This window comes from Pseudomonas frederiksbergensis (assembly GCF_001874645.1).
GTDB lineage: Bacteria > Pseudomonadota > Gammaproteobacteria > Pseudomonadales > Pseudomonadaceae > Aquipseudomonas > Aquipseudomonas frederiksbergensis_B.
This window is the reverse complement of sequence record NZ_CP017886.1, coordinates 1,118,530-1,140,464: the sequence shown is the minus strand read 5'-3', so window position 1 is coordinate 1,140,464 and position 21,935 is coordinate 1,118,530. Positions and strand designations below refer to the sequence as shown.

The window sequence follows — 21,935 nt, the reverse complement described above, 5'->3', positions numbered from 1 at the left end:
ACTACCTCTGCGTTGTTGGTTTGTTGGTATCGGGTTGTGACGGATCTTGTATGGCCGCTACCCGTTCACCGGGCGCCGGCCCCTTGCCCGTACTCTTGAGCTTCTGTGCGCGGGTCTGAGCATCGCTGACTTGCTCAGGGCTCAAGCCGGCACGGTTGGCCAGCTCTGCCGCCTGCTTCCAGTTGTCCTGATAAATCAGCAAGGTCACCAGGTTGAGCGTGGCCAGTTGATCGGACTGTTTCAACTCCATGGCCGTGATGAACTCGAAACGTGCCTCTTCGAGTCGCAACTGCTTGAGGTAGACCACGCCCAGGTCGTTGCGGATTTTCTCGTCTGTGGGTGACATCCGTGCCGCCCGCTCCAGATAAGTCAGCGCCTGTTCGTTATTGTTGCGCGCTGCCGCCAATTGCCCCAGGCCGTGCTCGCCTTCAGCGGCCAGGCAAGTACCGAGCAGGCTTTTGTACAGCGGCTCGGCCTCGTTACGGCCCAGTAAGCGGTAGACCTTGGCCTTGCGCAGACGCACGGCCTCCAGGTTGTCCGGCAGGCTTTGCAGATTGGCCAGGCTGGCGTGCAGCTTGCCGTCATTTATCATGTCGTCCGCCAGGCTCAACGACAGTTCCTGATCGGAACCCGGCTTGGAGCAGCTTCCCTGGCCTGACAGCGAAGACCAGGAGTCCCCATTGTGGGTGGCGCAGCCGCCGAGCATCAGTAGCCCTAAACCAGCAATCAATGCCTTCATGTTCCACCCCTGGAAAGCGTTCAAGGCCCGCAGGTCGACAAGGTCATGACTCAGCGGTGTGGTTGTGCATTTCCCCCCAGAAGCCTGACAGAAGCTCGGGTTCCGGTTCATTGCGATAACCCGCTGCGACGGTCGAAGTCGCCGTTTTCCAGGAAATACATACGGAACCAGTTCGGGTCGTAATTGCGCAGTTGCTCGCCGGGCAATGACGGCAACTGGGCATTGGCCGCCAGGGGTTGCACCAGGTGCGGGGTCACGACCATCAGCAACTCGCGTTCTTCGCGATTGACCGAGGAGTCGCGGAAAAATGCGCCGAGGATCGGAATATCTCCCAGACCAGGCAACTTGCTGACCGACGAAATGTTCTTGCTACTGATCAGGCCGCTGATCACAAAACTCTCACCGTCTGCCAGGGAAATACTGGTGTCGGTACGCCGTATTGTCAGTGCCGGTACGATCGTGCCAGCGATGGACACGCCGTTGGTGAAGTCGAGTTCACTGACTTCCGGCGCCACCTTCAAGGCAATACGCTGGCGACCGATCACAGTCGGGGTCAGGGTCAGGCGGATGCCGAACTCCTTGTACTCGATGGAAAAATTATTACTGCCACTGCTGGGCACCGGGATTGGCACCTCGCCACCGGCCAGGAAGCTCGCACTTTGCCCGCTCAGTGCCACCAGGCTTGGACGCGCCAGGGTGTAGGCAAAACCACTGTTTTCCAAGGCGTTGATCAGCCCCAGCACCTTGCCGCCGCCAAAGCCGATATTGAAACTGCCATTATTCAGCGGGATATTGGTGATGGTGTTACCGAGTTGACCGGGTGCCACCGTCACCCCGGGCACCGTGCCCGGAGAGCCGAACAGAAAACTGCCGCCTTTGCCGAAGATCGAGGTACTGGCCTCTTTCAATTTGGTGCGGCTGACTTCCACGAAGCGGATATCGGTCTGCACCTGGCTTGGCAACAGCGGATCTTCCGAAGGCAGCACTGATGAGCCTGCCACTGCCGTAACGGCTTTGCCGCGCACGAACACCATGCTCTGGCGAGGCGCGCTGGAGCATCCCGTCCAGATCATCAGGCTGGTCGCACCGGGCGCCATGCCGGTCAGCAGGAACGCATCATTGCCGTTGAGATGCACATCGGCGACTTTGGGGTCGCCCACCGCCAGCCGCGTGATTGCCACGGGGGAGCGCATGGCTTGCTGCATGCCTTCGCCCACTTCGACCACTGACGGCATCTGCTCCAATCCCGTGCAGTTGCTCGGCGCCGCCAGCGCCACCCCCGAGGGCAAGCCTGCGATCATCAAAGCCCACGTCACTTGCTTGAACACCTGCACGGAATTACTGTTCATTCACGACTTCCTTGCTGAATGGGAGCATTTGCCCGGAGACCTGGCTGTCGCAGATCACTTGGGCAACCGCTCTGGTCAACGCGCGTTCGCCCGAGTTTGTCATCGGTGTCATCCCTCGGTCTTTCCTGGTGCGGGATTACCCCGTACCGGCCCCAAGTAGCTATCTCGCTATTTCGCTATTTCGTTATCTGACGGTAGCGCATAAAGCCCTAAATGCCATTACGCAGCAAAAAACCTTCAACGACTGACACCCCATCAGCAATCCGCGAACGCGAGCTGCGAAACGGCAGAGCAACACCTGTGGGACGATGGCTGTGCGGTTGATGGCCGCAAAAAAGTTTTAGTGATCGGCAAAAAAGTCCTAACCCATCTTTTGCCCGTTGACTAGGGTTCAGACAAGCAGTGCATGAAGCAAACGCCCTGATTACATAAGGAAGTCGTTGTCGTTGATGAACAGTGATTCCGTGCAGATGTTCAGGCGAATAGCGTGGGCGAGTGAAGTTTTTCACGGCAGACAGTGACGCCGGGGAGGGGACATGATGAATACCAGGCACGAAACCGGTGCAACGGTTGTGGAGTTCACACTCGTACTTCCGGTGCTGCTGATGCTCCTCTTTGGGATCATCCAGTTTGGCTGGCTGTTCTACAACTACGCCGTGTTAACAAATGCAGCGTCGACTGGGGCACGTCTATTGGCCACCCAGCGTGGTTATGCCACCCCGTACTCAGACACTAAAAACGCGGTACTTTCGGCTGCGGGAATCATCGCGCCTTTAGCAAGCCTGAATCAGACGTTGACTATCAACGTCGCCGTGAATGGAGCGTCGTGCCAGAGCGACGCTGCCTGCGCCACCGCTCTGGGCACGGCCAGCCAGGCCCCTGCTGCCGGCACACAAGCCAGTATTACTCTTACTTACCTGTTCGCTCCGGTACTGGGTGGCTCATTAGGCAGCCTCGCGTTAATCGTGCCCCCGAGCTTGAATGCAACAATGTCGGAGCTTGTGCAGTAACCGGCAATCGTTGAGTCGTAACCACCACACTGGGCCACACCTGGCAAAAACGGTGTGACGTTTGAGCTATGAGGGCATCGGTGACGAACACCATGCCACGTTGGGGACGATCATGATGCGAAAGATGCAAAAAGGCATAGCGGCCATCGAGTTCTCCCTCGTGGCCCCATTGCTCATTTTATTGTTCTTCTGCCTTGCGGAGTTTGGCTGGTTGCTCGTTAACACCGTGATGGTCATGAATGTCGCGTCGTCAGGCGCGCGCTTCTTCGCAAGCCAGCGCGGGACAACCACCCCCTACACGGACACCAAAACGCAGATACAGAAATCGGCGGCCTACTTGACCGTAGCGAATCTGTCGTACTCGACTTCCGTGGGGAACGCCTCATGCAGCGCTGACGCTACTTGCGCGGTCGGCCTGAACAATGCAGTGCTGAATGGGGCAGTCACTAATGCCACGGTAACGGTGACGTACTCCCCTTATAAGCCCCTTTTCACAGGGTCTTTTCCCGGTATTACGAACCTGCTCCCTTCGTCACTGAGCTTCACCGTCGTAGAGCGAGCGCAGTGAATACTCCTGATCAAATCCCTCAACTCAAGGAGTACACCCTTATGTCAAGAATGTCTAACCGGCAGCAGACCATGGGCCACCAACGTGGCTCAGTGGTTGTCTTGGCAGCCCTATCGATGGCCGTCCTGCTGGGGTTTGTCGCCCTGAGCGTCGATGCTGGCTACGTTCTCTACAATCAGAAGCGCTTACAGGCCGCCACTGATGCTGCCGCGCTGGCCGGAGCCGCCGACCTTTGGAACAGTTCGTTTGCAACGGCGCAAACGAATGCCGCCGCGTACTCCGCCGGACAGGGGAACAACACGTTGCCTGCCAACGTCACGGTGTCGCCGGCCAGCATCACAGGTCTGCAATTGGTCAATGCTCAGTTGCCCGCAGCCGGAGCAGTGTCGAAATTCAATGGTATCCAGGTAGTACAGCAAGCGACGGTGCCGCTCTACTTTTCCCAGGTATTTGGTTTCCCTTCAATGCAAATTACCGCTGCCTCGAAGGCTGTAGCCGGCGGCGGAGCCGTGCCAACCAAATACAATGTCATTATTTTGCTCGACACCACAGGATCGATGAATACCTCCGACGCTAATTGCCCAGGGGCAAATGGAAAGTCACTGACCCGACTCCAATGTTCCCAGCAGGCGGCACTGACACTCATTAACAACTTGACGAACGCTGGCGATAACGTGGGCTTGATGACCTACCCGCCGCTCGCAGCAAGTAGCAACTTTTCATGCGGCTCGAATCAATCTATAGCCAGTAGTTACTCGGCTGTGGCGCAGGGAGTTGTAACGAGCGGCGCCACCTATCAAGTCTCCGGGCTCAGTTCCGGCTTTCTCAAAAACGGCCAAATCAACACGAGTTCAAGCATTGCGCAGGCGCTAGGGGTAGGCGGCTGCGGCGGCATCCAGGCAATTGGCGGTTTAGGCACGTATTTTACTCAAGCGATTTCTTCCGCGCAGGCAGCCTTGCTGAGCATGTCACAAGGGCAGTCGCCGCCCGGGCAAGACGTGATCGTCCTGATGAGCGACGGCGATGCATCTTCATCGCAAGGTCAACTTGGCAACACCTACAAAAGCCAATATGGATCGGAATGCAAGGCGGCCGTTACTGCAGCCAATACCGTCAAGCAGACCAGTACGCTGATCTATACCGTGGCCTATATCGGTGGCGGTTCCACTTCGGCGCCGTGCAGCGACGGTAATAGCGATTTGACGCCTTGCAACACCATGCAACAGATCGCAACAGGCCCCTCCTATTTTTTCTCTGACACGTGCCCGAACGCAGCCGGGGGGAACGTCAACCTGAGTACGGCATTCAAAACCATCTCATACGCGCTGACGAAACCGCGACTGATCCCGCCAAATGCGATCTAACGTTCGACTACGGCATTGCCTGCAAGGCTGGCACCTAAGTGACGCTTGTCCTCACTGCTCTGCAGTGCTGACCCGGTCTACAAAGACATATCCGAGCGGCCGGTTTGCAGCCTCCCAACACTTCCCCGATGGTGACGTTGGCTGCCCCACTGCGGGTTATTTCCACACGTAATGCCCCCTCAAAAGTTGTTACCGGATGCACCAGCACGACGCAAAACGTGGCTCAGGTAACACCCACGAACGCGGCTCAACAACCCTCGAGAATTTTCAGGTCACCCCCCAAAGCCCTGCTCCAGAGGCCTTCCTTTTGCTTTACACGCTTTCTTTAGCTGCCGTTCAGCGAGTTGGCTGGTTGATTGCATATGCTTGTATGTACAAGTAAGCGTGTGTGCGTTGGAGTCGCCAGGAGGCGTTGACGCACAAGATGGCTTTAAAGCACGTACTTGAGAATTTGGTTCAGGTTCACAGCGTTGCATGCATTCCAGTTACAGCACCCATTCGCCACAAGCGCCCGTAATGGTTTTAGGAATTGATAATAATGAAAAGAACATTGCTGACCCTTTCTGCTTTGACTCTGTGCATGGCCGCAGGCGTAGCCACGGCCAAGGAATACAAAGAGCTGCGTTTTGGTGTTGATGCGTCTTACGCACCGTTCGAGTCCAAAGCGGCCGATGGCAGCCTGACGGGCTTCGATATTGATCTGGGCAACGCGATCTGCGCCGAGCTGAAGGTCAAGTGCAAATGGGTCGAGAGCGATTTCGACGGCACGATTCCAGGCCTGAAGGCCAACAAGTTCGACGGCGTGATCTCCTCCATGACCGTGACTCCGGCCCGTGAGAAAGTCATCGACTTCTCCAGCGAGCTGTTCTCCGGCCCGACCGCACTGGTCTACAAGAAAGGCTCCGGCGTTTCTGACGTGGCCTCGCTCAAGGGTAAAAAGGTCGGCTACGAGCAAGGCACCATCCAGGAAGCCTACGCCAAGGCTGTGCTGGACAAGGCCGGGGTAGAAACCAAGGCCTACGCCAACCAGGACCAGGTTTACGCTGACTTGATGTCCGGTCGCCTCGACGCCACGATTCAGGACATGCTGCAAGCCAAACTGAGCTTTTTGAAGTCGCCGCAAGGGGCTGATTTCGAGGTCAGCAAACCGATCGACAGCGAATTGTTGCCCGCTAAAACAGCAGTGGGTATCGCCAAAGGCAACACAGAGCTCAAGGCCCTTCTCGATAAAGGCATCCAGGCGTTACACGACAACGGCACCTACGACGCGATCTCGAAGAAACACTTCGGTGATCTGAGTCTCTACAGCGGCAAGTAAGGCCCCGGTGCCCGTCCTCGGGACGGGCGCTTTTTTATCGCTATAGGTTCCGAAATTATGTTCGAAGCACTTTTGCAGACACTCGGGCTCTCCGCATTCAGCTTGAAGGGGTTCGGCCCTCTGTTGCTGGAAGGCTCCTGGATGACCGTCAAGTTATCGATATTGTCGCTGTTGTTGAGCGTTCTGCTCGGCCTGATCGGCGCCAGTGCCAAACTCTCCAGCGTCAAACTGTTGCGGATTCCGGCCCAGCTCTACACCACGCTGATTCGCGGGGTGCCGGACCTGGTGCTGATGCTGCTGATTTTCTACAGCCTGCAAACCTGGTTGACCAGTTTCACCGAGGCGCTGGGCTGGGAATACATCGAGATCGATCCGTTCGCCGCAGGGATCATCACCCTGGGCTTTATCTACGGAGCGTACTTCACCGAGACCTTTCGTGGCGCGATCCTCGCTGTGCCCCGCGGGCAGATGGAAGCGGCCACCGCTTACGGCTTGAGCCGTGCTCAGCGCTTTCGCTTCGTCGTGTTCCCGCAAATGATGCGCTTCGCCCTGCCGGGCATCGGCAATAACTGGATGGTGATCCTCAAGGCCACCGCGCTGGTGTCGATCATCGGCCTGGCGGACCTGGTAAAGGCCGCTCAGGACGCCGGTAAAAGCACCTATCAACTGTTCTTTTTTCTGGTGTTGGCAGCGCTGATCTACCTGGTGATTACCAGCGCTTCGAACTATGTCCTGCGCTGGCTCGAACGGCATTACGCGGCAGGCTCTCGGGAGGCGGTACGATGATCGAATTACTGCAGGACTACTGGAAGCCTTTCCTCTATAGCGACGGTTACCACATCACCGGCCTGGCCATGACCCTGTGGCTGCTCAGCGCCTCGATCTTCATTGGTTTTCTGGTGTCGGTTCCCCTGTCGATTGCCCGGGTTTCCAACAAGCTCTACGTGCGTTGGCCGGTGCAGTTCTACACCTACCTGTTTCGCGGCACGCCGCTGTATATCCAGCTGCTGATTTGCTACACCGGGATCTACAGCCTGGCAGCGGTCCGCGCGCAGCCGGTGCTCGATGCGTTCTTTCGCGATGCGATGAACTGCACCATCCTCGCCTTTGCCCTGAACACCTGCGCCTACACCACGGAGATTTTCGCCGGGGCGATTCGCAGCATGAACCACGGCGAAGTCGAAGCGGCCAAGGCCTATGGCCTGACGGGTTGGAAGCTCTATGCCTACGTGATCATGCCGTCGGCCCTGCGTCGCTCGTTGCCGTACTACAGCAACGAAGTGATCCTGATGTTGCACTCGACCACCGTGGCCTTCACCGCCACCGTCCCGGACATTTTGAAAGTGGCGCGGGATGCCAACTCGGCGACCTTTTTGACCTTTCAATCGTTCGGTATTACCGCGCTGATCTACCTGTTGGTCACCTTTGCGCTGGTCGGGCTGTTCCGCATTGCCGAGCGTCGTTGGCTGGCCTTTCTTGGCCCGGCTCACTAATCAGGCCACAGGCTTTGTCGCCGGTTGCGACGTCTACGCCGCGGCGACCCATTTTCCCTTAGAGGATGATTGCGCACATGTACAAATTGACTGTTGAAGAACTACACAAGAGTTACGGTAGCCACGAAGTGCTCAAGGGCGTTTCCCTGAAGGCCAACACCGGTGACGTGATCAGCCTGATCGGCGCCAGCGGCTCGGGCAAAAGTACCTTTTTGCGCTGCATCAACTTTCTCGAAACACCCAACGACGGCGCCATGAGCCTGGACGGCAAGCAGATTCGCATGGTCAAAGACCACCATGGCATGCGCGTGGCCGACGATGCTGAACTGCAACGACTGCGCACCCGTCTGGCGATGGTGTTCCAGCACTTCAACCTGTGGGGCCACATGACCGTGCTGGAAAACATCACCATGGCCCCGCGCCGGGTGCTGGGTGTCAGCAAGAAAGATGCTGAAGACCGCGCCCGTCGTTATCTGGACAAGGTCGGCCTGCCGGCCCGAGTGGCGGATCAGTACCCGGCGTTCCTGTCGGGTGGTCAGCAACAGCGGGTGGCCATTGCCCGCGCCCTGGCGATGGAGCCGGAAGTCATGCTGTTCGACGAACCGACCTCGGCGCTGGACCCGGAACTGGTGGGCGAAGTGCTCAAGGTAATCCAGGGCCTGGCTGAAGAAGGCCGGACCATGATCATGGTGACCCATGAAATGAGCTTCGCCCGCAAAGTCTCGAATCAAGTGCTGTTCCTGCATCAGGGGCGGGTGGAGGAAGAGGGCGCGCCTGAAGACGTGCTTGGCAATCCGAAGAGCGAGCGTTTGCAGCAGTTCCTCAGCGGCAACCTGAAGTAAGCACTGCCTTGGTATCTCGGCGTTGAGCGACTGACCTGTTGCTCAACGCCGAGGCCTGGTGCCTTGAACACAGGCACGATCTACATGGACAGAATCAGGCGTCCCGCAAACAGAATCAGGATCACCCCCATGGTTCGCTCGAACCAGTGGCCCATACGCATGAACATCAGTCGCACCCGAGCGCTGGAAAAGAACAGCGCAACTATCACGAACCACATCCAGAGTCCATGCGTTGGACGGCGTTATTGTTTACGCGTTATTTGTGATTTCTTGGGGGCGATGACGCAGTCAGTTCAGGCATCACGCTAAGAGCATCGCAATGATACGGGGCCGCGTACTCTGTGGTCGATTTTCGCCCTGATGCGACTCTCACTTGAAGTTCGAACAAATATTTTGTCCCTTGCGACAGTAACATCCCACGGGATCCCATCCCTGTGAGGGGAATATGCGCTCTCGGGTCGATCCTCATGGTACTCCCCCAAAAGTCATCAGCCGTACCCTTCCCAGCCTCCTACTGAAAACTGCACCAACCCGGCGTGTCCAGAATTCAGCATGAGCGTATCGAGATCGCGTTAATTCGCGTCGCGTCGAGCAAGCGTTTTATAGGCCCTCGACCGTCTACTGGACGCGACCAAGTAGGAATATTCTTTGCGTAGCGTAGGAAAAGGATGTTTTCTCATGCAAATAGCGCATCGCAGGAAAGCAGTTTGCGCATATTGAGCGAGCAGATACCCAATGAATACGAGGCGGAATAGGCTGATAAGAATTGTGCAATTTCTTGTTACATTCACCAGACTTTGATTGCCTTGCTGATCGTGGCTTTGCAGGTAATCTTTGGTGCAGAAAGTTGGAAAGGTAATGTCAGATCTAATAGGTGGTTGAACTCTCTATTAAATGTGTTCTGTCCGTAGATGAGTGACGTAGCTGATCAGTGGTTAGAGATTGATGTGCCGATAGAAATCATGCCGGTTTAAGTGTGCATTTGAAAGTAACCTGCAGAAATAAACGCAATTGCCAAGGAGGTATGGTTCTTCTGGGGGGGAGTATTGTGCCGAGGCAATACATCAAGATTTGCCTCCTGTGGTTTATCTATACCTGTTAATTTTAAAGGTGTGTTTCCGTTGCCTTGTACTTCTCGAATTTAAATTATGTGGTTTTGTTGACCCTGCGTGTTGCTGCGATTCAGGAAAGGAGTGGTGCGTTAATCAGATTCTCGATGCTTTTGGAAAATACAGGATGGGCTTTATATGTCGTGTAAAATATTATTTGTTGTTGGGAATAAATTTCATCAGTTTGCACGAAATGAAAATGTTGTAACGGTTGCGCAGTTGAAGTTATTGCTGAGCTGTAGCGATTGTACTCAAGGGGGGGGTATACGTTGCTATTGGGGCAAGGTGCGCAAGAAGATGAGGTTCTTGAGGTAATCAAGAGTGTGAGTAAGTCAGACTCGCTGCGCCAAGTCATTGAGCTTGATGATCTTAAACGTGTTACCGATAGAGTCAGTGGTTTATACAGTCACAAAGGGACCCGGTTCAATACGCTCATCGGAATGCCACTTCAAATGGCAAGGGGGGAGTTTTATATTCCGATAAATATTGATGAGCGATGTGAGTTAATGGGCGATCACCAAACGGGACAGCATGTCCAAGGCATGTTAATTATTGAGGCGTTTCGCCAATCAATGCTTGCGGTAACGGATATATTTTTTCCTTTGGTTAATGGGGAGTGTAATCAATATGTATTGAATATGATTAACACTGATTTCCATCATTATCTATTCCCCCTTCCGGCGCATATAAAATTTTCAATAATTGAACGGCGCGAAACACGTCTTCGTACGCGTTATAGAGTCTCCCTGGAGGCACTTCAAAATGAGTTGTCTTGTGCTGCGGCAGAAGTGTCTTTCACGGCTCATGCTAATCAATCAGTGTCCGGAAAAGAGGCTGAGTTGGCCGCTTCTGCGTCTGAGGTGTGCAGGTTTAAGCAGGTAGCGCATGAGTTGCCTATCAATATGTTGTTGTAGTGCTTTCGCTTAATTTAGTTGTCGGGATATTGGCTTGGAAGGTGGATTTGGTTGTCTGGCTTTGTTCGGTGCTTTTAGCAGGTGTGGGGATGTAGTGCTTAAAATAACGGTTGATTCTAGGGGGTGATTACATGAAGAAGTTTCTTGGTTCTGTACTTTGGATATCATTGGTGTCGAGTGTTATTTCTATAATCACAATTAGCTATCACTTTGGAGTGGGCTATGCTTTGCCTTATATGATATATGTTTTATGGATATTTGTTGAACTTAAAGTTGTAAAGCGTGATAAGGGTAGCGCCGAAAGTAATACTGATCACGGCACTGTGATTATTTATGGTTATGCAAGGGTTCTGCATGTCGTGATGACGGCTGTTGCGCTATTGCTGCCGGCTTTACCTGCTCCGAGTTTGACTTGTATTTATGTGGGTAGTGTGTTGGTTGGATTGGGAGTTGTAATAAGGCAGCTTGCAATTTATACCTTGGGGCGGCATTACTCTCACCTGATTGACATAAAGAATGATCACAAAATTGTTGATTACGGAATCTACAAGCTGGTCAGACACCCAGCATATACAGGCATGCTGGTTGGTTCTCTAGGTCTCACGATTAGCTATTTCTCATATCCCTCTCTCATTATTCTAATCTTTACATTGATTCCATCAATATTAAACAGAATTAGTCATGAAGAGCGTGAGTTGATAAAGGTTGACGGTTATAGGAGCTATATGGGTGTCTCCAAGAAATTCATTCCGTACGTCTATTGATTGTATTGTGGGGGGTGTGCCATGATTTTACTTGAAGATATGCAGGATAAAAACGTAGGTGGTAAATTTTATAAGCAAAAGGTCTTGAAAGAGAATGGATTCAATGTTCCTGAGTTTGTCTGCCTCGCTAAGGAGAAATATGATCTGGTTTTTTCTGGAATAAAAGAGCTCGTTGAAAGTGAAATCGACATGATTGATTTCAGTCGGTCGAGTTCTATCGCAGCGGCGTCACGTAACATAACTGGTCTTTTCTTGGCTCATGAGATGTCCTCCGAGCTGAAGTGCTCGATAGAATGTCAACTGGCAGCATTCTCCGAAGTCAATCATTTTGCCATAAGATCCTCTATGGTGGCTGAGGACTCTTCTGTTTCAGAAGATTCCCAGTGTCACGCCTTCGCAGGAATGAGTGAGACATTTCTATATGTGGATCGTGCCACTATCACGTCCTATATAAAGAGATGCTGGGCGTCTGGCTTTAGTTCTGAGGCATTAATCTATCGGAAGCAACATGATATTAATCTGACTGCGTTCTCGATTTCAGTTGGAATTCAACGCATGGTGCCAGCGCAACGCTCATTCGTCATGTTTACGGTTGATCCTAGTAACTACCAAGATAGGACGATCATTGCTGCCGGCTATGGTCTGGGGGAGGGGATTGTTCAAGAGAAAGTCGAAGTTGATCATTTTTTTATTGATAATGAGGATGGCGGAGGAGTCACCAGTGAGGTTAAAAACAAACGTTCGAGAATGGTATTTGATTCTAATAAGAGATCTGGGATTGTATTGCAACCATTGGCGAGTGAGTGGGATGGGCAATCACCGGTTCTAAGCGAGTACGAGATTAAAGTTTTAAAGAGGCTTGGTCAACGTATAGAAAATCTTTTTGGGTGCCCACAGGATATTGAAGGCGCATTTGATGATAATGGCGAAATCTATATACTTCAGTCCAGACCTGTGAATATGGAGCAGCAGGCGGTGTTTTGGTCAAACTATAACCTTACGGAGAATTATCCGGGCCTGTCAACGCCTCTGACCTTTTCATTCAGCCAAAAATTTTATACTGCTTTACTTACGGACGCTTACGTAAAGCTGGGAGCTACTCGTTCGTCTTTGGAGAGTAAGAAACATTTTATAGATAATGTATTGGGGTACTTGGGAGGAGGGATTTATTACAATATAAATAACTTTATGGAATCTCATAGGGATATATTTTCGGCACTGCCATTTATGAAGCAGCAATGGGAGAGGCGAATAGCCTTGCCTACGTCCATCTATTTAAAAGGAGCACGAAACGGAAATTTTTTTTCGAATTCGAAAATTCGCTTAAATCTAATTTGCAATATGTTTCAGTTTCGACGTAGAAATGCGGATTTTTTTCGGTGGTGGCATACCACTCGGCGAAGTGTCGACTTGAATGAGAGTCCCCTAACGACCATTGAAAACTTTAATGTATTTTACTCGCAATTAAGGCAGCATTGGGGGTGGACCGTAACCTCAGGTCTCTCATTGGTCTGCCTGCAACACATCGCTACACGGTTGATTGATCAATACAAGCTGCCGGTCAGCACACTCAATACATTACTTGGTGATAGCGAAGATATTACCAGTGCTAATGTCATCAAGTCATCGATGGCGCTTGCGGATGAGATAAGGTCAGACAAAGAGTTGATAGAGGTATTTGAGGCAGAGGATTATGAAGTATGGAGAAGGCTTAATGAGGAAACGAAATACTTTGGCTTTTTGCAAAAGATTCAGTTGCATTTAGATTGCTTCGGAGCACGAGGGCTACAGGAGCTAAAGTTGGAAAATCCATCCTATCGCTTTGCCCCTGAAAAATTCATCAAGAATATAAAGTTGTTGCTAGCTTCGCAGCAACGGTCTGAGTCTGATGAAAGGGATAGGCAGAAAGCCGCGATTATACAGATTTATACTGGTTTGCCAGTAATGAAGAGACTTCTCTTGCAGTATGTTGTTGATAGGCTGAAGGGGCTTATTACAGTTCGCGAGGATACTCGCTATTTAAGGAGTGAGGTATTTGATTATGCGAAGCATGTGTTTTATAAACTCGCGCGAGACATGCAGCAAGATGGGGCGCTTCAGGACTGGAGCGATGTTTTTTATCTGGCGCAGGATGAAGTATTTGGGTATTTTTCCAACACGGCTCTCACTCAAAATAACTTGGCATTGATTGATGTCCGTCGACAAGAATTTAACGCATGGGATGCTCAAGCACTGGAGTCATCTTTTTTTACTAAGGATGGGGAGTTTATTTCAAATAAGAAAAGTAATTCACCTTTGTCCGGCCTTGGATCATCGTCAGGTATTGCGAGAGGCAGAGTTAAAGTGGTGACGGATCCCCAAACGGTGGATAGCATTCCACCGGATACCATATTGGTAGCAAGGGAAACAGATCCAGGATGGCTATTTCTGATGATCAATGCGAAAGGGATGATCGTGGAGAAAGGTAGTCTTCTTTCTCATACTGCTATCACGGGGAGAAAATTTGGTATTCCTACGGTAATTGGTGTCGATAATTGTACTCAGCGATTAAAGGATGGCCAGGAGGTTGAAATAAACGGATCTACAGGTGAGATCAGAGTCATCATGGACTAATCTGGTATATGGTGGAATATGAAACAGTTTACTGCGTTTTGCTCATCTGTATTTCCGCTTGGGTTTTATTGTTTGTTTGCATTTTTGTGGCTGTTTGGCATGCAGGCGATAATTGTTATGTACGAAAGCCACTCTATTTCAATAGGTCTCGACGATGTTGGTGTCTGGTTGGTTGTAATTCTGCTGTTGCTATTTACTCGGCTTGTTGATGAAGTGAAGGATTATGAGTACGATAAAATAAATAACCCGGAGAGACCTCTGGTGACAGGAGCCGTATCGAGAAAACAAATCTTGATATATTCAACGATGACGGGTGCTTTGATTGTCGCTCTGAACCAAAGTACCGGGTCGTCAGTTTTACCTCTTTCAGTATGTATTTATACTTTGTTGATATGGGGTGCGGACAAGAAAATATCTGCGGTATCGACGCTTCCGTTTTTCGCATTAATGATTACATTTCCTGTCAGTATTCAAATTTATTATTATGTGCTGTTTTATACATTAAAAAAATATGAGATTCTTTTCGAGTATTCGCATTTGCTGTTGCCGATGTCGTGCATGCTGTCTTTCCTTGCTCTGGAAATACTTAGGAAAACGCGATGGGAAACTCATCAGGAGGGGTTGTATTCAACCCAAATAGGACCTGTGGCGGCACATCTATGCGGTGTGGTATGCGGCGTTTTAGGAGTGGCCTTTGGCTATTATCTGGTTCGTCCGGTGGGAACGTTTGAGCACATGATCCTCTTCCTTCCATACGTTTTCTTGCTAATGGCTATCGTAAATTTCTTTCTATTTAAATGTCGGAAGAGAAGCTCCCGATTCTATGCAGTAATTTTCCTATTGTCATTTTATGCCGTGAACCTAGTTGTGGCAGTTTCAAGAGGAGTTTGAGATGGCAGCGGAGATAAGTAACGAACAGATATATTACCAGTGGGAGGAATTCTCTCTGGAGGAAAAGTTATGTAAATTTCCTGATGGGGAAGAGAGAGCAAAAATTGTATTGCGACACCCAGGAGCTGCATTGGTAATACCGCAAACCAGCAATGGAGATTTAGTGTTGGTTAAACAGTATCGGGCAGTAATGGATGAATGGTTGTTGGAGTTCCCGGCTGGGAAAATAGTACGAGGCGAGACAGCGCTAGACTGTGCTCAACGGGAGTTAGGTGAGGAAGTTTGCTTGTATGCAAGTCACTTGCATTTTTTGGCAAGAGTCTATGCTGAGCCAGGGTACAGCGATGAGGTTATTAGCATTTTTTTTGCGCGCGGACTAAAACCGCGCTCACTGGTGAAAGATGAAGATGAATTTATTAGTGTTTGTACAATGTCGATTCAAGAGTTTCAGTCAAATATTTCCAGTGGTAACGTTAGAGACGCTAAAACACTTTCGGCGTTTGCGATAGCCATTTGTCAGGGGGTGCTTTGGAGAGCGTCAGGTGGAAAATTCGATGTCGTGGAATAATGTTGCGCTTTTTGTCGATCGGCTGCAGCCTCGATTATGTTGAAGTCCAGTAACTGGCCCGAGGACTGAGTTATTGTCAAAAGAAGGTATTTCCGAATATCAGTCGATTTTTAATATATAGAAGTGAGGTATATATGAAGCGATTGTTATGTATTGGAGGCGGGAATGTTAATGGGCTTGGGCAGTACCTGTTCAACAAGGCAGAGCATCAATATCAAGTGTTGCGCATTAGCAAGTCCGATTTTTTTTCGGATTGCTTTGAATCGGAGGTGATCCGCTTTCAGCCGGACTACGTACTTATTACCTCGGCAAGTAGCTATAAGGTTGATCTCCCAAATATCGATTATCAAGGTGTCGATAAAGCCTTCCAAAGTCGCTTGCTGCCATTATATAAAATAGGCGCTCTCCTAGATAGGCTCTCGGTGGATTCGGTCGTCGTGATTTCCGGCGCGGCTTCTAATTTTATCATCAATACCTACTGTGCGTTGAGTCTGGTAAATACGGCAACGGAAGTAGCAGTAAGATATCTGGCTCAAGAGTTTATGGGGCGTACGCGATTCAATTACGTCAGTCCATGGAGAGTAGGTGCCAACGGAGCCGATCCGGAAAAGATCTGCGTTGACGATGTATATTCTGCAATTACATTTCTCTTTACTAATCAATCCATTAATGGCACTGGCATTCTGATCGATAGAGGCTTCAGTATGAATGTGAAGTGACATGGTAAAATTTTAGGTGCCTCAGGTCTTTCCAGATTCAGTAATGACGTTTGTTCTGCTGGGGATAACTCCTCATTCTCGATGAGGAGTTATCCGCTCGGGATCGATAGACTTTTGTTGCAGCGACCCGTGTAGAATGCGCCGTTTAACAAAAGGTTTTATTGATCTTTCATGATGTGAGTCGCCATAAGCAGTTGTACTACTGTTGCAGCTTTGTAATGGCACTCGATATCCATTCACTGCGCAGCTCTTGCGCCGTGTCGGCGGGGTGTGGTTGTCCATTGCCACAAAGACGTGCATGAGTCCGCTCATTTTCCTCCCGCAAGATGATTTTCAAGGCTGCTGCTGCGGGTGAGAGACTTTGTCCTCTGCGGCTCACGATTCCATAGGCAGATCTTTCATTCAGTAAGATTTTAGGGACTGGTAGGACGGCAATTTGGCCAGCATTAACTTGATCGGCCAGAACATCCCATGGGGCCAGACCGAGTGCGTCGCTTTCCCGTACTAACTGATTGAGTACAGCGAAACTATCGCACTTGAAGCTGATAGGGGGGGGTGCGTTTGTTCAGCCGGCCGATACCCAGTGTCTTGTCGGTTGGTAGTTGAGCGCAGGCCATAGGGTAGTGAGCGAGTTGATCGGGAGATAAGTTGATGCATTCCAAGAGGGGGTGCTGTGGTTGGCAGAATACCATGACAGGAAAATTATGCAGTTGTTCAATGATCAGCATAGGGTCATCAAGCACTTCCCTGATATCTGCGACATACATTTCAATATGGTTACTCAGCAACTGTTCACGAAGCTTGAACCAGTTGTCGATGGTTAATAAAGATCGAACCTGAGGGTGGCGCGTAATCAGAACTCCAAGCGCGCGGGGTATCAATATAGCTGAGGGTGAAGGGCTTGCCCCCAGGAGTAGTTCACCGCATTCAAGATTATTCAATCTATCTACTGCGTTCTTCAGTCCTCTACTGGCTGTCAAAAGGCTACGTGCATGTTCCAGTACGAGATGGCCCTGTACGGTTAGATTAGCGCCCCGGGAGGAACGGTCCAGCAATTGACAGTTCAATGTCCGCTCCAAGGCCTGTAAACTGCGTGATAATGCAGGCTGGGTGATATTGACGATCTCTGCTGCGCGGGCAAAGTTACAGCTTTCAGCAATAGCAACAAAGTGTCGAAGTTGACGAAGATCGTGCATTTCTGTGCTTCCATTATGTCATGGCCCTTGGAGTAATAGAGCGAAGTGCTTAGCGCTATATTGCGTGTAAGCACTTGTATGTCTATCTCCAGTGAGTTTTTAGGTTATAGACGCTGACTAAGGATATTATTGTTGTGTTAGCTCACAGGTTGGTGGTTTTGCGAGTCGCTGGCATGATCTATGCTGTGTGTTGAGTCTGCTTTTACTTGTGGTACTCACACCGGGTTAAAGTTTGGTTGGGTGGCCTCTGTGAAGTAGAATTGGCCATCCATAGTAGTAAGAAAATTTGAAAAGTTTCTGTAATTACAGTGTTATCCCCTCCGATAGAATTGCGCCGAATTTATGATGCGGGTTGAACGATTTGACAGAATAAATGTTCTAGTATGAACTATGAGTGTGAGTCTATTTTTTAGCTCTAATGGTGTGTGCTGTAAAGTCTGTCTTAACGTTTTCATAATTTAATTGTTTACTGGATATGTACGGCATGGATCTTCCGTCGATCCGCACTTTATTTCGCTCGGCTCTATGTTAAGCGGCCTTGGAGCGATGCTATGCATGCCTTGCAAGACCCAGGGAAGGCATTACGTTTCTGTAGACTCAGCCGGATCAGAGTCTGGTTTTCCGCTCCATATTTAGTAAAAGCACCGCTCATTGAGCGGCGTTTTTGATCACGCGCTATTTGTGATACCTGTCAACTCGACGATAGAAAAGACCCACCAGTCTGACTGGACGGTCCTTTTACGTTATGTTTCGTCTTACATGGACAGAATCAGGCGTCCCGCAAACAGAATCAGGATCACCCCCATGGTTCGCTCGAACCAGTGGCCCATACGCATGAACATCAGTCGCACCCGAGCGCTGGAAAAGAACAGCGCAACTATCACGAACCACAAAGCGTTCACGAAACACATCCACAACCCGTACAGCGCCTGAACCTTCAACGGTGTCGAGGCGCTGATGATGGTGGTGAAAATCGCCAGGAAGAACAGCGTGGCCTTGGGGTTGGTGGCGTTGGTCAGAAACCCCGTGGTGAATGCCTTGAGCAAGGTCTGCTGCTCACTTGGCTCTTGTGCAACCTGGTCACCTTCAATCGCCGATTTGGGTTTGCTGCGCAGCAGGCTCACGCCGAGGTAAAGAATGTAAGCGCCACCCACGACCTTGGCCACGGTCAGCAGCCAGGGAGTGGTGTGCATCAGAGCGCCGACCCCAAGCAAGGTGTATAGCACATGCACCGAAATGCCCGCGCCAATGCCAAGTGCGGTGCATATCCCGACCAGACGCCCAAATCGCACGCTCTGGCGAATAGTCACTGCAAAATCAGGCCCTGGCGCAACGACGGCGAGAAAGTGGATCGTCGCCAGTGCAAGGAATTCGCCTAGGTAGTTCGAAAGCATTTCAACTCCAGAAAGTAAGGGGTGAGGCGTTGCCGCGATAACCGACAAAAAACGACAGACTCAATCGCGGGTCGGCCACACCCGGGGTCACCGAGTGCATGCACCGCGAGTTGAACATGATGAAATCGCCAGGCTCAGGGCGAATTTCCAAAGTGGGAGGGCCGAGCAGGGCGGGGTCGATGCCATAACTGTTGCCGCGCATTTCGTCAAACTGGTCCGGCGAGATGTCGTGGTCCCACATCTGTAGCGCGCCACCTTCGGTTGGCATATTCAGGTAAACGTTGCAGGCAAATTGCGCCTCCAGGCTTTTGGCCTGAAAGCTGTCGGGGGCGTCCTTGGCGAAAATGTCGTGATGGGCGAGAAAGCACACCCCGGGTTTGACCACGCGAGACAGGCCGACGTACATCTTGCGGCCGTAGAGGTTTTCCAGGTGAGCGCCCGCCGGCCAGGACTCGTCGAGCATGCAGCGCAGGGTGTCGACAGGTGAGGAGTAAGGCGCGCAACGGGCCCGCAGTTCGGCGATGTTGGAGGTGGCTCGCTCGAAATAGTCTTCGATCAGCAGGGGCTGGTTTTCCGCCTCATAGAACGCCATGCCGATACGACCGATGCTGGGGGCGTTGATGTAGCCTTCAAAGCCGGGGGCAAGAATCTTGTCGCCGATCTGGATAGCGAGCGGTTCTGCAATAAAGTTCTTTAGCCGAATGGCGAGTACTTCTTCGTTGGCCAGCTTTTGTATGCACGTCTCATCGAGACGCTCGACGTCAAGCATCATGTCTTAGGTCCATCTATCAGATTGTCGTCGATCCCGCGAGCGCGGGCTCCCCAGGCTTCAGTCCACGTCGTAGCGAACTGAAAGCGTGCCCTTCTTCTGCGAGAGGGACGCGATCGTGACCGTGCCTAATTCCTGTAGGCGCCGTACATGAGTGCCGCCGCAGCCATAGGCGGGCAACTCGCCGAAACCGATTTCCCGCGCGCCTTCACGCAGCGAAGTCAGGCGCGGCAGGTCGTCGGCAATCCACTGTGCGAGGGCATTTTGCATCACCTCGGCGTCGAGCTCTTGCGACGTTTCCCCTGGCTGGAACGTAACCCGGCCTTCGCCTGGCCAGTGGTGCGCCTTGATCGGCGTCCAGCCCTGGGTTTCGGCGAAGTGACCGATCAAGTGGCCGGCTGAATGCAAACGACTGTTGAGCTGACGGCGCTCTTCGTCGACCTTGATCGAAGTCATTCCCGGTTTTACCGGTTGGTCGACGTAGTGCACGATTCGCTCCGGCTCCTGGGCTACCCGCAGCACCTGGCTTTCACCGATCCAGCCGGTATCACAAGGCTGACCACCGCCCTGTGGGTGAAACAATGTGGCGCGCAGTACCACGGCGAACTCGTTCTCACAGGGCGTGCAATCCAGGACTTCCACATTGGCTTTGAGGTCATCACTATGGAAAAAGAGGCGAAGCGTCATATTCCATGCCCTTATTAAAGTTTCTATTTTTATTATATGAAGGCTGGAATAGCGTGATAATCCGTTCAAACATCAAAGGACTGTTGCGCTGTGAGCATAAATCTACCGCTGCCGTTGCTGGGTGAAATGGCGATTTTCGTCAAGGTTGTCGAGACCGGAAGCTTCTCGGAGGCCGCTCGACAACTGGGCTCGTCGCCTTCGGCGGTGAGTCGCAGCATCTCGCGCCTGGAGAAGGCGCTGGCCACGCGGTTGTTGCAGCGGACCACGCGCAAGTTACGTCTGAGTGACGGTGGCGAAGAGGTGTTCAAGCGCTGTCAGGAAATGGTCAGCGCCGCCCGGTCAGTGATGGAAATCAGTGGCCAGTTCACCCATGAAGCTGAAGGACTGGTGCGGGTCAGCGTGCCGAAGGCGGTGGGACGATTCGTGATTCATCCGCATATGCCGGAATTTCTGCGTCGTTATCCCAAAGTCGATGTAGAGCTGCTACTTGAGGATCGTCAGGTCGATTTGATCGACGATCATGTCGACCTGGCGATTCGCATTACTGATCGCCCACCGGCCGGGCTGGTCGGCCGGCAGTTGCTGACCATCGATCATTTGCTCTGCGCAACCCCGCAATACCTGGCTGAACACGGAACGCCGAGCCATCCCCATGACTTGCTCAATCACAGCTGTATCTATCTGGGCGAAACGCCGAGCGATGCCCGCTGGAAATTCAAGAAAGGCACCCAGGCGGTGACCGTCGGTGTCCGTGGCCGGTACGCTGCCAATCACACGGGCGTGCGGCTGGGGGCGGTTCTGCAACACATCGGGATTGGTAGCTTGCCGTACTTCACGGCGCGTTATGCGCTTGAACAAGGATTGATTGTGCAAGTCCTGCCGGACTGGACCTTTCTGGCGTCTTATCATGGCGGCGCCTGGCTGCTGCATTCGCCGACACGCTATTTACCGCCCAAGCTTCGAGTGTTTATCGATTATCTGGTGGCGTGCCTGGAGAAGGAGCCGACACTGAGCAAGCCGGGAAAGTTCAGTGGTTCGGGCAAGGTCGCGGCGGCGTATGAGTTGCCGGAGAGTGATGGATTGCTCTGATGTCCGGACACAATAAAAAGGCCCGCCGGGATAACCGTGCGGGCCTTTTGCATATCTGATCGGGGATCAGTGCTTGCTGTCCTGGTTCGACAGGGCCAGCAGTTGTTTTTCCTGGTTCCAGTCGAACGGTTCGTCATTCTGTTCGGCTTCGTAACGACGTTCTTCCAGTGCCTGGTACAGAGCAATTTCATCGTCGGGCATGTAGTGCAGGCAGTCGCCGGCGAAATACCACAACAGGTCGCGGGGGACCAGGTGGGCAATTTGCGGATAACGGGTGATGACCTGACAAAGAATGTCCTGACCCAGGTATTGGCTTTCGATCGGATCGATTGGCAGCGACGCACGCAGTTCGTCGAAGCGCTCCAGGAACAGGGCATGGCTTTCGTCTGGAACCTGCTCGGCTTCACCGACAGCGACCAGGATACTGCGCAGGAGGTCGAGCTGGACGAGAGTTTGGTCGAGCATAACGGGAGTCCTCTAGAACTAAAGCAAAACGGGCGCCGGAGTATATAGCTCCAGCGCCCGCTTTTCACCCTTGA

General features: G+C 51.8%; 22 protein-coding genes and 1 pseudogene. 14 read left to right on the top strand and 9 right to left on the bottom strand.

Annotated features, from left to right (window positions below; translation table 11 throughout):
• Window position 1: 1 nt before the first annotated feature.
• The gene (locus BLL42_RS05720) at window positions 2-739 is read right to left on the bottom strand and encodes a tetratricopeptide repeat protein (RefSeq protein ID WP_071551177.1); all 738 of its coding nucleotides are present in this window, start codon (window positions 737-739) and stop codon (window positions 2-4) included.
• 107 nt (window positions 740-846) lie between these two features.
• Window positions 847-2,088: a type II and III secretion system protein family protein gene (locus tag BLL42_RS05715; RefSeq protein ID WP_071551176.1), complete on the bottom strand. Its 1,242-nt coding sequence runs from the start codon at window positions 2,086-2,088 to the stop codon at window positions 847-849.
• Between the two features lie 536 nt (window positions 2,089-2,624).
• On the opposite strand from BLL42_RS05715, the gene BLL42_RS05710 reads away from it, so the two are divergent.
• The 7 genes from BLL42_RS05710 (at window position 2,625) to BLL42_RS05680 (ending at window position 8,683) form a co-directional block, all read left to right on the top strand.
• Window positions 2,625-3,098: a TadE/TadG family type IV pilus assembly protein gene (locus tag BLL42_RS05710; protein ID WP_071551175.1), complete on the top strand. Its 474-nt coding sequence runs from the start codon at window positions 2,625-2,627 to the stop codon at window positions 3,096-3,098.
• A gap of 61 nt (window positions 3,099-3,159) precedes the next feature.
• Window positions 3,160-3,666 (top strand): TadE/TadG family type IV pilus assembly protein, encoded by a 507-nt coding sequence (locus tag BLL42_RS05705; RefSeq protein WP_071551174.1) that lies wholly within the window; start codon window positions 3,160-3,162, stop codon window positions 3,664-3,666.
• Between the two features lie 41 nt (window positions 3,667-3,707).
• Window positions 3,708-5,030, top strand: coding sequence for a vWA domain-containing protein (locus BLL42_RS05700; protein WP_071551173.1), 1,323 nt, complete (start codon window positions 3,708-3,710; stop codon window positions 5,028-5,030).
• Between the two features lie 538 nt (window positions 5,031-5,568).
• On the top strand, window positions 5,569-6,348 hold the full coding sequence (locus BLL42_RS05695) for a transporter substrate-binding domain-containing protein (RefSeq protein ID WP_071551172.1): 780 nt from the start codon (window positions 5,569-5,571) through the stop codon (window positions 6,346-6,348).
• Between the two features lie 57 nt (window positions 6,349-6,405).
• Complete coding sequence (locus tag BLL42_RS05690) at window positions 6,406-7,134, top strand: ABC transporter permease (RefSeq protein WP_071551171.1); 729 nt, start codon at window positions 6,406-6,408, stop codon at window positions 7,132-7,134.
• Window positions 7,131-7,841 (top strand): ABC transporter permease, encoded by a 711-nt coding sequence (locus BLL42_RS05685; RefSeq protein ID WP_019689329.1) that lies wholly within the window; start codon window positions 7,131-7,133, stop codon window positions 7,839-7,841. The genes BLL42_RS05690 and BLL42_RS05685 overlap by 4 nt, the downstream gene beginning before the upstream one ends.
• 77 nt (window positions 7,842-7,918) lie before the next feature.
• Window positions 7,919-8,683, top strand: a complete 765-nt coding sequence (locus BLL42_RS05680) for an ABC transporter ATP-binding protein (protein WP_071551170.1) — start codon at window positions 7,919-7,921, stop codon at window positions 8,681-8,683.
• A gap of 80 nt (window positions 8,684-8,763) precedes the next feature.
• On the opposite strand, the pseudogene BLL42_RS29535 reads toward BLL42_RS05680, so the two are convergent.
• Window positions 8,764-8,898: pseudogene (locus tag BLL42_RS29535) on the bottom strand (LysE family translocator); the annotation flags it as partial.
• 1,217 nt (window positions 8,899-10,115) lie between these two features.
• Between BLL42_RS29535 and BLL42_RS05675 the strand changes: the two are divergent.
• From BLL42_RS05675 to BLL42_RS05650, 6 genes are all read left to right on the top strand, one after another.
• A complete protein-coding gene (locus tag BLL42_RS05675) occupies window positions 10,116-10,706 on the top strand; it encodes an AfsA-related hotdog domain-containing protein (protein WP_129586933.1) in 591 nt (196 codons plus the stop codon).
• Between the two features lie 131 nt (window positions 10,707-10,837).
• Window positions 10,838-11,470 (top strand): methyltransferase family protein, encoded by a 633-nt coding sequence (locus BLL42_RS05670; RefSeq protein WP_081427286.1) that lies wholly within the window; start codon window positions 10,838-10,840, stop codon window positions 11,468-11,470.
• Between the two features lie 21 nt (window positions 11,471-11,491).
• Window positions 11,492-14,083: a PEP/pyruvate-binding domain-containing protein gene (locus BLL42_RS05665; RefSeq protein WP_071551167.1), complete on the top strand. Its 2,592-nt coding sequence runs from the start codon at window positions 11,492-11,494 to the stop codon at window positions 14,081-14,083.
• An 18-nt stretch (window positions 14,084-14,101) separates the two neighbouring features.
• Window positions 14,102-14,974, top strand: coding sequence for a UbiA prenyltransferase family protein (locus tag BLL42_RS05660; RefSeq protein WP_071551166.1), 873 nt, complete (start codon window positions 14,102-14,104; stop codon window positions 14,972-14,974).
• A 1-nt stretch (window position 14,975) separates the two neighbouring features.
• Window positions 14,976-15,542 (top strand): NUDIX hydrolase, encoded by a 567-nt coding sequence (locus tag BLL42_RS05655; protein WP_071551165.1) that lies wholly within the window; start codon window positions 14,976-14,978, stop codon window positions 15,540-15,542.
• Window positions 15,543-15,676: 134 nt separating this feature from the next.
• On the top strand, window positions 15,677-16,261 hold the full coding sequence (locus BLL42_RS05650) for a Rossmann-fold NAD(P)-binding domain-containing protein (protein ID WP_071551164.1): 585 nt from the start codon (window positions 15,677-15,679) through the stop codon (window positions 16,259-16,261).
• 199 nt (window positions 16,262-16,460) lie between these two features.
• Here BLL42_RS05650 and BLL42_RS30760 read toward each other — a convergent pair whose 3' ends face one another.
• The 5 genes from BLL42_RS30760 to BLL42_RS05625 form a co-directional block, all read right to left on the bottom strand.
• On the bottom strand, window positions 16,461-16,808 hold the full coding sequence (locus tag BLL42_RS30760; protein WP_269086212.1) for a LysR substrate-binding domain-containing protein: 348 nt from the start codon (window positions 16,806-16,808) through the stop codon (window positions 16,461-16,463).
• Entirely contained in the window at window positions 16,789-17,457 is a 669-nt protein-coding gene (locus tag BLL42_RS05640; protein ID WP_071551162.1) for a LysR family transcriptional regulator, read from the bottom strand. The genes BLL42_RS30760 and BLL42_RS05640 overlap by 20 nt, the downstream gene beginning before the upstream one ends.
• Window positions 17,458-18,212: 755 nt before the next feature.
• Window positions 18,213-18,851, bottom strand: coding sequence for a LysE family translocator (locus tag BLL42_RS05635; RefSeq protein ID WP_071551161.1), 639 nt, complete (start codon window positions 18,849-18,851; stop codon window positions 18,213-18,215).
• A 1-nt stretch (window position 18,852) separates the two neighbouring features.
• Window positions 18,853-19,623, bottom strand: coding sequence for a 2OG-Fe(II) oxygenase (locus BLL42_RS05630; protein WP_071551160.1), 771 nt, complete (start codon window positions 19,621-19,623; stop codon window positions 18,853-18,855).
• Window positions 19,624-19,680: 57 nt separating this feature from the next.
• On the bottom strand, window positions 19,681-20,307 hold the full coding sequence (locus BLL42_RS05625; RefSeq protein ID WP_071551159.1) for an alanyl-tRNA editing protein: 627 nt from the start codon (window positions 20,305-20,307) through the stop codon (window positions 19,681-19,683).
• Between the two features lie 90 nt (window positions 20,308-20,397).
• Here BLL42_RS05625 and BLL42_RS05620 point away from each other — a divergent pair, with 90 nt between their 5' ends.
• Window positions 20,398-21,396, top strand: a complete 999-nt coding sequence (locus tag BLL42_RS05620) for a LysR family transcriptional regulator (protein ID WP_071551158.1) — start codon at window positions 20,398-20,400, stop codon at window positions 21,394-21,396.
• 66 nt (window positions 21,397-21,462) lie between these two features.
• Here BLL42_RS05620 and BLL42_RS05615 read toward each other — a convergent pair whose 3' ends face one another.
• Window positions 21,463-21,861: a PA2817 family protein gene (locus BLL42_RS05615; protein ID WP_071551157.1), complete on the bottom strand. Its 399-nt coding sequence runs from the start codon at window positions 21,859-21,861 to the stop codon at window positions 21,463-21,465.
• Between the last annotated feature and the right edge of the window lie 74 nt (window positions 21,862-21,935).

Coding starts and splice junctions, on each gene's coding strand:
- BLL42_RS05720 (WP_071551177.1), bottom strand. CDS start 739: ATGAAGGCATTGATTGCTGGTTTAGGGCTACTGATGCTCGGCGGCTGC.
- BLL42_RS05715 (WP_071551176.1), bottom strand. CDS start 2,088: ATGAACAGTAATTCCGTGCAGGTGTTCAAGCAAGTGACGTGGGCTTTG.
- BLL42_RS05710 (WP_071551175.1), top strand. CDS start 2,625: ATGATGAATACCAGGCACGAAACCGGTGCAACGGTTGTGGAGTTCACA.
- BLL42_RS05700 (WP_071551173.1), top strand. CDS start 3,708: ATGTCAAGAATGTCTAACCGGCAGCAGACCATGGGCCACCAACGTGGC.
- BLL42_RS05695 (WP_071551172.1), top strand. CDS start 5,569: ATGAAAAGAACATTGCTGACCCTTTCTGCTTTGACTCTGTGCATGGCC.
- BLL42_RS05690 (WP_071551171.1), top strand. CDS start 6,406: ATGTTCGAAGCACTTTTGCAGACACTCGGGCTCTCCGCATTCAGCTTG.
- BLL42_RS05685 (WP_019689329.1), top strand. CDS start 7,131: ATGATCGAATTACTGCAGGACTACTGGAAGCCTTTCCTCTATAGCGAC.
- BLL42_RS05680 (WP_071551170.1), top strand. CDS start 7,919: ATGTACAAATTGACTGTTGAAGAACTACACAAGAGTTACGGTAGCCAC.
- BLL42_RS05670 (WP_081427286.1), top strand. CDS start 10,838: ATGAAGAAGTTTCTTGGTTCTGTACTTTGGATATCATTGGTGTCGAGT.
- BLL42_RS05665 (WP_071551167.1), top strand. CDS start 11,492: ATGATTTTACTTGAAGATATGCAGGATAAAAACGTAGGTGGTAAATTT.
- BLL42_RS05660 (WP_071551166.1), top strand. CDS start 14,102: ATGAAACAGTTTACTGCGTTTTGCTCATCTGTATTTCCGCTTGGGTTT.
- BLL42_RS05655 (WP_071551165.1), top strand. CDS start 14,976: ATGGCAGCGGAGATAAGTAACGAACAGATATATTACCAGTGGGAGGAA.
- BLL42_RS05650 (WP_071551164.1), top strand. CDS start 15,677: ATGAAGCGATTGTTATGTATTGGAGGCGGGAATGTTAATGGGCTTGGG.
- BLL42_RS05640 (WP_071551162.1), bottom strand. CDS start 17,457: ATGCACGATCTTCGTCAACTTCGACACTTTGTTGCTATTGCTGAAAGC.
- BLL42_RS05635 (WP_071551161.1), bottom strand. CDS start 18,851: ATGCTTTCGAACTACCTAGGCGAATTCCTTGCACTGGCGACGATCCAC.
- BLL42_RS05630 (WP_071551160.1), bottom strand. CDS start 19,623: ATGATGCTTGACGTCGAGCGTCTCGATGAGACGTGCATACAAAAGCTG.
- BLL42_RS05625 (WP_071551159.1), bottom strand. CDS start 20,307: ATGACGCTTCGCCTCTTTTTCCATAGTGATGACCTCAAAGCCAATGTG.
- BLL42_RS05615 (WP_071551157.1), bottom strand. CDS start 21,861: ATGCTCGACCAAACTCTCGTCCAGCTCGACCTCCTGCGCAGTATCCTG.